The sequence below is a fragment of the Actinomyces polynesiensis genome (assembly GCF_000820725.1).
In the GTDB taxonomy this organism is placed as follows: Bacteria; Actinomycetota; Actinomycetes; order Actinomycetales; family Actinomycetaceae; genus Pauljensenia; species Pauljensenia polynesiensis.
Genome location: NZ_CCXH01000197.1, coordinates 1 through 9,911 on the forward strand (window position 1 = coordinate 1; position 9,911 = coordinate 9,911).

Annotated in this window: 11 protein-coding genes; 8 read left to right on the plus strand and 3 right to left on the minus strand. The window is 69.5% G+C overall.

The genetic code is table 11. The annotated features are described in order from the left end of the window. From TA90_RS08365 to pstB, 7 genes are all read left to right on the plus strand, one after another. Positions 1-405: FluC/FEX family fluoride channel (locus TA90_RS08365; RefSeq protein WP_052450678.1), on the plus strand; the 405-nt coding region annotated here is incomplete at its 5' end. Then, positions 402-773 carry a fluoride efflux transporter FluC gene (locus tag TA90_RS08370; protein ID WP_043535752.1) on the plus strand — a complete coding sequence of 124 codons (372 nt, stop codon included), beginning with the start codon at positions 402-404 and terminating at the stop codon, positions 771-773. The genes TA90_RS08365 and TA90_RS08370, both read left to right, overlap by 4 nt. A 185-nt stretch (positions 774-958) precedes the next feature. Beyond that, entirely contained in the window at positions 959-1,330 is a 372-nt protein-coding gene (locus TA90_RS08375) for a pyrimidine dimer DNA glycosylase/endonuclease V (protein WP_231550706.1), read from the plus strand. Positions 1,331-1,642: 312 nt separating this feature from the next. Further along, positions 1,643-2,770: a phosphate ABC transporter substrate-binding protein PstS gene (pstS, locus tag TA90_RS08380; protein WP_187120118.1), complete on the plus strand. Its 1,128-nt coding sequence runs from the start codon at positions 1,643-1,645 to the stop codon at positions 2,768-2,770. A 39-nt stretch (positions 2,771-2,809) separates the two neighbouring features. After that, entirely contained in the window at positions 2,810-3,739 is a 930-nt protein-coding gene (pstC, locus tag TA90_RS08385) for a phosphate ABC transporter permease subunit PstC (protein WP_043535753.1), read from the plus strand. Beyond that, a complete protein-coding gene (gene pstA, locus TA90_RS08390; protein ID WP_052450681.1) occupies positions 3,739-4,701 on the plus strand; it encodes a phosphate ABC transporter permease PstA in 963 nt (320 codons plus the stop codon). The genes pstC and pstA overlap by 1 nt, the downstream gene beginning before the upstream one ends. A gap of 76 nt (positions 4,702-4,777) precedes the next feature. Continuing rightward, entirely contained in the window at positions 4,778-5,557 is a 780-nt protein-coding gene (gene pstB, locus TA90_RS08395; protein WP_043535754.1) for a phosphate ABC transporter ATP-binding protein PstB, read from the plus strand. 85 nt (positions 5,558-5,642) lie between these two features. Here pstB and TA90_RS08400 read toward each other — a convergent pair whose 3' ends face one another. The 3 genes from TA90_RS08400 to TA90_RS08410 are packed head-to-tail and all read right to left on the minus strand — an operon-like array spanning position 5,643 to position 7,763. Next, positions 5,643-6,062, minus strand: a complete 420-nt coding sequence (locus tag TA90_RS08400; RefSeq protein WP_052450682.1) for a septum formation family protein — start codon at positions 6,060-6,062, stop codon at positions 5,643-5,645. An 8-nt stretch (positions 6,063-6,070) separates the two neighbouring features. After that, positions 6,071-7,129, minus strand: coding sequence for an inorganic phosphate transporter (locus tag TA90_RS08405; protein WP_043535755.1), 1,059 nt, complete (start codon positions 7,127-7,129; stop codon positions 6,071-6,073). Between the two features lie 4 nt (positions 7,130-7,133). Beyond that, positions 7,134-7,763 (minus strand): DUF47 domain-containing protein, encoded by a 630-nt coding sequence (locus tag TA90_RS08410; protein WP_043535756.1) that lies wholly within the window; start codon positions 7,761-7,763, stop codon positions 7,134-7,136. 293 nt (positions 7,764-8,056) lie between these two features. On the opposite strand from TA90_RS08410, the gene TA90_RS08415 reads away from it, so the two are divergent. Beyond that, positions 8,057-9,892 (plus strand): phosphoenolpyruvate carboxykinase (GTP), encoded by a 1,836-nt coding sequence (locus tag TA90_RS08415; RefSeq protein ID WP_043535757.1) that lies wholly within the window; start codon positions 8,057-8,059, stop codon positions 9,890-9,892. The last annotated feature ends 19 nt before the right edge of the window (positions 9,893-9,911 follow it).

Below are 9,911 nucleotides of genomic sequence, written 5' to 3' on the forward strand. Positions count from 1 at the left end.
GGGGCGTTCCCCTGGACCACGTTCCTCATCAACGTCCTCGGCTCCTTCCTGCTCGGCGCCCTCCAGGAGACGCTCGCACTCACGGGCCCCGACAGCGGGGTCCGCAAGGTGCTGCGCATCGGCGTGGGCACCGGGGTCATCGGGGGGTTCACCACCTACTCGACGTTCGTCCTCGAGGGTGAGCGCCTCCTCTCCCAGTCCGGCGCGGGCGCCCTCGTCGGCGTGGTCTACGTGCTGGTGAGCGTCCTCTGCGGGCTGGTCGCGGCCCTGGCCGGATTCCTGGCCGCAGGCGCGGTGGTGCGGTGGCGGGAGGGGCGTCGCGGTCGCGGGACGGGGACACCCGGTCCGGCCGGTTCAGGAGCGGGACCGTCGGGTCCCGCCACGGATGGGGAGGGACAGGCATGAGTCCGCTCATGTGGGTCGGCATCGCCCTCATGGGGGGACTCGGTGCCGCCATGCGATTCCTCGTCGACTCATGGGTCACGGCGAGGAACCGGCTGCCGATGCCCCTGGGCACCGTGGTCGTCAACGTCAGCGCCTGCTTCCTCATCGGGCTCCTCACGGGACTGGGGTCGCGTCTGCCCGCCGTGGCGGCCGTCGCGCCCCTGCTGGGCACGGGCCTGCTGGGGGGGTACTCGACCTTCAGCACCGCCAGCGTCGAGGGCGCCCGGCTCCTCCGCGCCGGCCGCCCGGTGGCCGGGGCCGTCCATGCGGGCGGCATGATCGTGCTCAGCCTGACCTCCGGGTGGGTGGGGATCCTGCTCGGCTCCTGACCTCCCCGGTGCGCCGGGCCCGCGGATCGACGGGTCCGGTGCACGACACCTCCGGGGACGGGGACGGGGACGGGGGTGGGTCCGTGTCGCGGGGTGACGGGCACCTGTGACCATGGCACGGTGGTGTCGTCCCGACGGAGGCCGTCGGGACGGGGCGTGGAGCTCCCGGGCGGAAGGACGGACGGATGAGGTTGTGGTCGCTGCACCCGGTGTACCTCGACGGCAAGGGTTTGGTCGCCTGCTGGCGGGAGGCCCTCCTGGCACAGGCGGTGCTGGCCGGCCGCACCACCGGCTACACCCACCACCCCCAGCTGCGTCGCTTCCGTGGGACCCCTGACCCCCTGGCCGCCATCGGCGCGTACCTGGAGGGCCTCGCCGCGGAGGCCACGCGACGCGGCTACCACTTCGACACCTCCCGGATCATCCGGCGCAGCGCGGGTGGGGGAGCAGGAGGGGGGACCGCGCGACCCGTGGCCCGTCATGGAGGTCACCACGGGGCAGCTGGCCCTCGAGCGGCGCCACCTGTCGGAGAAGCTGCGTCGACGCAGCCCCGGTGACCTCGCCCGACTCGAGGCCGTCGGGGGGGACGGTGTGGATCCGCATCCCCTCTTCCACCGTGTCCCGGGCGGCGTCGCCGACTGGGAGAGGGCCGGGGACGGTGGGCGCTGAGCGCTCCCGCAGCTGGTGGGCGCTGCGCCGGGGCCTCCGGCCCCACGGGACGGGCCCGCACGGGTGGTCCGTCTCACAGGGTCGTTCACCGGATGTTCACCCGGGTCGATCCGCCCGGACACCTGCGCTCCCTAGCTTGTGCCACAGCCGGGCAACTCCGGCGTGACAATGGGCCGTCCGACGGGCGGCAGAAACGGAAGATGAAAATGTCACTGCGTGCCAGCTTCACCCGCACCGGAGTGGTCCTCGGTGCCGGCGCCCTCGTTGCCTCCCTCGCGGCGTGCGGTTCCTCCTCGGATGCGACCTCCGGCGAGTCCGACTCCTCCGCTGCCAGCGGCGACGCCACCACCTCCGAGCTCTCCGGCAGCCTCGCGGGTGCGGGTGCCTCCTCGCAGGAGTCCGCGATGGAGGCCTGGAAGGCCGGCTTCGCGGCCCTGCAGCCCGATGTGACGCTCTCCTACGACGCGGTCGGTTCCGGTGCCGGCATCACCCAGTTCACCGACGGACAGGTCGCCTGGGCCGGATCGGACGCCCCCCTGGAGGGCGACGACATCGCGGCCGCCGAGTCGCGTTGCGGCGGCCCCGCCTGGGACCTCCCGGTCTACGTCTCCCCGGTCGCCGTGATCTTCAACCTGGACGGGATCGACTCCCTCAACCTCGACGCCGCCACGATCGCCAAGATCTTCCGCGGTGACATCACCAAGTGGAACGATCCCGCCATCGCCGCCACCAACTCCGGCGTCACCCTGCCCGACCTGGCCATCACCCCCGTCCACCGGTCCGACGAGTCCGGCACGACGGAGAACTTCACGGACTACCTCCACGCCGCCGCCCCCGACGTGTGGACCGACGAGGCCGCCAAGGCCTGGCCGATCTCCGGCGGTGAGTCCGGCGACAAGACCGCCGGAGTCGTCCAGGCCGTCCAGGCCGGCACCGGCACCATCGGTTACGCGGACGCCTCCCAGGCCGGCAGCCTCGGCACCGCCGCCCTGGAGACCAAGGACGGATCCTTCGTCGCCTTCTCCAACGACACCGCCGCGAAGGCCGCCGAGACCGCCACGAAGGTCGAGGGCACCGACACCCACGACATCGCGCTCTCCGTCGACCGCGTGCCCGCCACGAACGACTCCTACCCGCTGATCCTCATCTCCTACTCGATCGTGTGCTCGACGTACTCCGATGCGAACGAGGGCGCCCTGGTCAAGGCCTTCGTCGGCTACCAGGTCTCCGAGGACGGACAGAACCAGGCCGCCGAGGCCGCCGGGTCCGCCCCGCTGAGCGAGGCCCTGCGCACGCAGGTCCAGGCCTCCCTCGACGCCATCAAGTGACCGTCCTGTCCCGCCCCCGATTCCAGGACTGATCCCCAGATGAACAACACCGGCAGGACCGGCAACGTCGTCTTCAGGGCCATCGCGACGGCGGCGGCCGTGCTCATCCTCTGCACGCTCGCCGCCGTCGCGATCTTCCTCGTCCTGCGGGCCTGGCCCGCACTGTCGGACCCCTCGCTGACGTTCCGCACGATGGGCTCCTCCGACGAGGTCTCGATCTGGGCCTTCACGGCTCCCCAGATCTTCGGCACGCTCCTCGGGGCCGTGCTCGCCATGGTGGTGGCGGTCCCGGTCTCGATCGGCATCGCCCTCTTCATCAGCCACTACGCCCCGCGGCGCATGGCCCAGGTCCTCGGCTACCTCGTCGACCTGCTGGCCGCGATCCCCTCGGTCGTCTACGGCCTGTGGGGTGCCATCTGGCTGATCCCCAAGCTGGTCCCCGTGTGGACCTGGCTCGCCACCCACGTCGGCTGGTTCCCCCTCTTCGCGGGCCCCGCCTCGCCCACCGGGCGCGTCATCGCCTCGGTGGCCCTGATCCTCGCGGTCATGGTCCTCCCGATCATCACCTCCGTCACCCGGGAGGTCTTCCTCCAGACGCCGCCCCTCCACGAGGAGGCCGCACTGGCCCTGGGGGCCACCCGGTGGGAGATGGTGCGCATGGCGGTCCTGCCCTTCGGGCGTTCCGGCGTGATCTCGGCCTCGATGCTCGGCCTGGGCCGTGCGCTCGGCGAGACGATGGCCGTGGTCATGGTCCTCTCCGTCGGCAGCACCTTCTCCTGGCAGATCCTCCAGGCGGGCAAGCACTCGACGATCGCGGCGAACATCGCGCTCCAGTTCCCCGAGTCCACGGGGATCAACACCTCTGCCCTCATCGCCACCGGCCTGGCGCTCTTCGCGATCACGATGGTCGTCAACTCCATCGCGCGCTGGATCGTGTCCCGCCGCGCCGAGTTCTCGGGAGCCAACTGATGACCACGACCACCGCACGTGCCCCGCGCGAGCGCCGCACCTCACCCTTCGCGTCCACCGACCCGGCCTGGGACCGTCGCCGGGCCGTCAAGGACAAGGCCGCCCTCGTCGGGGTCTCCGTGGCCTTCCTCCTGGCCATGGTCCCCCTGGTGTCCCTGGTCTGGACCGTCCTCAGCAACGGGTACCTGCGCCTGACCTGGTCCTTCCTCACCACCGACATGGTCGGGGTCTTCGGCGGGAAGCCCAACGGGGGCATCGCCCACGCCATCGTCGGCACCCTCCTCATCACCCTGTGGGCGACCCTGATCTCGGCCCCCATCGGGGTGTTCGCCGCGATCTACCTCGTGGAGTACGGGGCGGGGAACCGCCTGGCGAAGGCCACCACCTTCTTCGTGGACGTCATGACCGGCATCCCCTCCATCGTGGCGGGCCTCTTCGCGGCGGCGCTCTTCACCATCACGGTGGGCTCCGGGTACCGCGCGGGCATCATGGGCGCCGTGGCGCTCAGCGTCCTCATGATCCCCACCGTCGTGCGCTCCTCGGAGGAGATGCTGCGCCTGGTGCCCAACGAGCTGCGCGAGGCCTCCTACGCGTTGGGCGTGCCCAAGTGGCGCACGATCGTCAAGGTCGTCCTGCGCACCTCCGCCGCGGGCCTGACGACCTCGGTGATGCTCGCCATCGCCCGCGTCATCGGCGAGACCGCCCCGCTGCTCATGACGGTCGGCTTCATCGAGAAGATGAACACCAACGTCTTCGACGGACGCATGACCACGCTGCCCGTGTACGTCTACCGTCAGTACTCCCAGGGTCTGGCGACCTGCCGCGCGGGGGTCACTGACTGCGTCACGACCATCAACTACGAGCGCGCCTGGGCCGCGGCCCTGGTGTTGATCATCATCGTCATGCTGCTCAACCTGATCGCCCGGGGCATCGCACGCGCCTTCGCCCCCAAGGGACGGTGACGAGGGCGGCCCCCGGTCGTCCCCACCTCCTCCCACCAGCCATTCGCCTCGCCCCCAGAGACAACGAAGGACCACGATGCCCAACCGTCTGGAAATCACCGACGAGTCCATCTACTACGGCGACTTCCTCGCCGTGGAGGGTGTCACCGTCAACATCCCCTCCCACTCCATCACCGCACTCATCGGGCCCTCGGGCTGCGGGAAGTCGACGTTCCTGCGCACGCTCAACCGCATGCACGAGGCCATCCCCGGAGCCCGGGTGGAGGGGCAGGTGCTGCTGGACGGCACCGACATCTACGGCAGGGACGTGGACCCCGTCCAGGTGCGTCGGCGCGTCGGGATGGTCTTCCAGCGTCCCAACCCCTTCCCGACGATGTCGATCCGGGACAACGTCCTGGCGGGCGTCAAGCTCAACTCCCGTCGCATGTCGAGGTCGGACCAGGACACCCTGGTCGAGGAGTCACTGCGGGGCTCCAACCTGTGGAACGAGGTCAAGGACCGGCTCGAGAAGCCCGGCTCCTCCCTGTCGGGCGGCCAGCAGCAGCGTCTGTGCATCGCCCGCGCCATCGCGGTGCGCCCCGAGGTGCTCCTCATGGACGAGCCCTGCTCGGCCCTGGACCCGATCTCGACGCTCGCCATCGAGGACCTGATGAACGACCTCAAGGACGAGTACACGATCGTCATCGTCACCCACAACATGCAGCAGGCCGCGCGCGTGTCCGACCGCACCGGCTTCTTCAACCTCGAGGCGACCGGCAAGCCGGGACGTCTCGTGGAGTTCGACACGACCGAGAAGATCTTCTCGACGCCTTCGGAGAAGGCGACGGAGGACTACATCTCCGGTCGTTTCGGCTGAGTCCCGGGGGCGGGACCAACGGGGGGTCGGGGCCGTGCGCCCCGGCCCCCCGTCGCACGTGGACCGCGGCGGGGAAGGGGGTGGGTCACTCCCCGGAGTCCCTCACCGAGGAGGTGAGGGACTCCGAGTGCGTCCCCGCGAGGCAGGTGACGGTGCGGTCCCCGGAGCTCCCCCAGGAACTCTCGGTGGGCACCATCCAGGTCAGGTCGAAGCGGGACTCGGCCGGGTCCACCCCGACGTAGTCGGTGAAGGCCGCCGTGCACCGCCGGTCCGCGAGCGCGGTGAGCTCGGCCTGAGCCGGCAGGGTGTCCGTGTCGAGGTCGAAGGTGCCCACCACCTCCAGGGCGTGCGGGCTGTCGCAGTCGCGCACGTCCACCTCCGTGACGGTGTCCCCGGAGGGGGAGGCGAGGCACTCGCCCGCGGACAGGGACAGGACGCTCGTCGAGGAGCAGCCCCCTGCCACCAGGACGGCCGTCACCCCGGCGAGCGCCAGCGGACCCCGCATCCCCCTGTTCACTGCACGATGGCGTGGAGCAGGGTGAACATCACCGCCGACACCAGCGCAGCCGCGGGCAGGGTCAGGAACCAGGCCACCACGATGTTGCCGGCCACGCCCCAACGGACCGCGGAGAAGCGGCGGGTGGCGCCGACGCCCAGGATGGCGGAGGTGATGGTGTGCGTGGTGGAGATCGGGGCGTGGAGGACGAAGGCCGAGATGTAGAGGATCGAGGCGGACACCGTCTCCGCGACGAAACCGCGGGCCGGGTCCAGGTCGATGATGCGCCTGCCCAGGGTGCGCATGATGCGCCACCCTCCGGAATAGGTGCCCAGGGAGATCGCGCCCGCGGCGCAGAGCTTGACCCACAGCGGGATCGACATGTCGCCGGTGACGGGGTCGAAGATGTTGTGGGTGTCGCCGTAGCCACCCGCGACCAGGGCCATGACGATGACCCCCATCGTCTTCTGCGCGTCCTGGAGCCCGTGCCCCAGGGCCATGGCGGCAGCCGACACGGTCTGGGCCATGCGGAAGTGGCGCATCGTGCGGTGGTAGGGGAAGTTCGCGAAGATCCGCATGACGAGCTTCATCGCGAGGTAGCCCAGGAAGAAGCCGAGCACCGGCGAGGCGAACATCGGGATGATGACGGAGTCGAGGATCCCCGTCCACTTGACCTGGGTCGAGGACATGAGGCCCGCACCCACGAGGCCACCGATGAGGGCGTGCGAGGAGGAGGACGGCAGTCCCAGCCACCAGGTGATGAGGTTCCAGGTGCACGCGCCCAGCAGGGCGCCCAGGACGATGAGCAGTCCCTCGCGCTGCATGGAGACGTCACTGGAGAGGGAGTAGTGGGAGATGTCGATGATGCCCTCACCGATGGTCTTGGCGACCTCCGTGCCCAGGAGTGCGCCGACCACGTTCATCACCGCGGCCATGACCAGTGCCACGCGCGGGGTCAGCGCCCGCGTCGACACCGAGGTGGCGATCGCGTTGGCCGCGTCGTGGAAACCGTTGGTGAAGTCGAAGGCCAGGGCGATCGCGATGACCAGCAGGACGAGGACCAGGTTGAGGTCCACTGTCTCAGGACTCCTTCACGGCGATCGTCTCGATGCCGTTGGCGAGGTCCTCGAAGGCATCGGCGCAGCGCTCGAGCACCTCCACGACGTCCTTGAGCTTGATGATCGTCACCGGGTCCAGACCCGACTCGAACAGGGTCGTCAGGGTCATGCGGTAGGCCTGGTCGCCCTCGTTCTCGAGGCGGTTGATCTCGACCCAGTAGTCGCGCAGCGACAGGGGCGACTTCAGGCCCGGCATCGCCTCGGCCGTCTGCTCGGCGCAACGGGCGAGGACGTCCACCTGGCTGGCCAGGAGGGCGGCGACGTCGTCGGGGATGTCGGTGAGTCCGTAGAGGACGATCAGGTCCCCGGCCTCGTCGAGGAGGTCCATGCAGTCGTCGAGCCGCGCCGCCAGGAACCCGAGGTCCTCGCGGTCGAAGGGTGTGACGAAGGAGAGGTTGAGGCGTCGGACCACCTGGTGGTTGACCTCGTCGCCGGCGTGCTCGACCTCGTGGAGCCTGTCGCGCAGGGCGACGCGCTCCGTCGGGCTGGCCCCCAGCATCTCTGCGAGGAGTCCGACTCCGGTGACGAGCTCCCTGGCCTGGGTGGAGAGGAGGTCGAAGAACGACGGCCCCTCCGGTTTACGCAGTCCCACGGCATGTCTCCCAAGGGTTCAATGGGTCACGGGCGCTTCCAGAGTAGAGCACGGCAGGGGCCCTCCATGACCTCCCGGTGTCCCGGAGGTGGACGGCAGGTGCCGCTCGGGGCGGTCCCACCACGCGGGCGCGCACGCTCCGGGAAGGGCCGCTGCCCCGCGTGTGCCGTTGCGCACAGGTCCGTCGGGACCATCCGCCCTCGCGGAGGGGTGTTGCGTGCGTCATCATTGAGACTGTTGGTCGAGGGCGTGACCGCGCCCCGGAATACCGAGTGCCTCAGGAGGCAAGAAGTATGTCCGTGTCTGAAAAGGACGTGCGCGCAGCAGCGCCGTCGAACGCACCCGAAGAGGTCATCACCTGGGTGACCGGCATTGCCGAGCTCGCGAAGCCCGAGAGGGTCGAGTTCAGCGATGGCTCCCAGGAGGAGTGGGACCGTCTCACCTCCGAGATGGTCGCTTCCGGGATGTTCACCCAGCTGAACCCCGAGAAGCGTCCGAACAGCTTCCTCGCGCGCTCCCTTCCCTCCGATGTGGCGCGCGTCGAGTCCCGCACGTTCATCTGCTGTGAGAAGGAGGAGGACGCCGGCCCGACGAACCACTGGGCCGATCCCAAGCAGATGAAGGCGACCCTGCACGAGAAGTTCACCGGCACCTACGCCGGTCGCACGATGTACGTCGTGCCCTTCTCCATGGGTCCCCTGGGCGGCCCGATCTCCCAGCTGGGCATCGAGGTCACCGACTCCCCCTACGTCGTCACCAACATGCGCATCATGACGCGCATGGGCTCCGCTGCGATGGACCTCATCGCCGAGGGCAAGCCGTGGGTCCCCGCGGTCCACTCCGTCGGCAAGCCGCTGGCCCCGGGCGAGAAGGACGAGGCCTGGCCCTGCAATGACGAGAAGTACATCACCCACTTCCCCGAGACCAACGAGATCTGGTCCTACGGCTCCGGTTACGGCGGCAACGCCCTCCTCGGCAAGAAGTGCTTCGCGCTGCGCATCGCCTCCACGATGGCGCGTCGCGACAACTGGATGGCCGAGCACATGCTGATCCTGCGCCTCAACCGTGAGGCCACCGGCCAGCAGTTCCACGTCACCGCGGCCTTCCCGAGCGCCTGCGGCAAGACGAACCTCGCCATGCTCCAGCCCACGATCCCCGGCTACAAGGTCGAGACCGTCGGCGACGACATCGCCTGGATGCGTCCCGGCCCCGACGGCCGCCTCTACGCCATCAACCCCGAGGCCGGCTTCTTCGGCGTCGCACCGGGTACGTCCTACGACACCAACCCGATGGCCATGGAGACCATGAAGGCCAACACCATCTTCACCAACGTCGCCCTGACGGACGACGGTGACGTGTGGTGGGAGGGCATCGACGGACCCGTCCCGGCCCACCTGATCGACTGGCACGGCAAGGACTGGACGCCCGACTCCGGTGAGAAGGCCGCCCACCCGAACTCCCGCTTCACCACCCCGGCGAAGCAGTGCCCGATCATCTGCCCCGACTGGGAGGCCCCTCAGGGTGTCCCGATCGACGCGATCCTCTTCGGTGGCCGTCGCGCCACGAACGTGCCGCTGGTCGCCGAGCAGTACGAGGGCGCCCACGGCGTGTTCATCGGCGCCTCCGTGGCCTCCGAGGTCACCGCCGCCGCGACCGACGTCAAGGCCGGCTCGCTGCGTCACGACCCCTTCGCCATGCTGCCCTTCTGCGGCTACAACATGGCCGACTACTGGGGCCACTGGCTGGACATGCAGGCGGAACTCGGCGAGAAGTTCCCCTACATCTACCAGGTCAACTGGTTCCGCAAGGACGAGAACGGGAAGTTCATGTGGCCGGGCTACGGCGACAACTCCCGTGTCCTCGACTGGATCGTGCGCCGTCGCGCCGGTGAGGTCGAGGCCATCGACGGCGTGACCGGCCGGTACCCGAAGTTCGAGGACTTCAACCTGGACGGCCTCGACATCGACAGGGCGAAGTGGGACAAGCTCTTCGCCATCGATCCCGATGCCTGGGCCGCTGAGATGGACGACACCGAGAAGTACTTCTCGCAGTTCGGCTCCCACCTGCCCCAGGCGATCACCGACCAGCTCGCGAAGTTCCGCGAGCGGATCGCTGCCGCCAAGGCCTGAGCCCCGGCTCACCGACGGG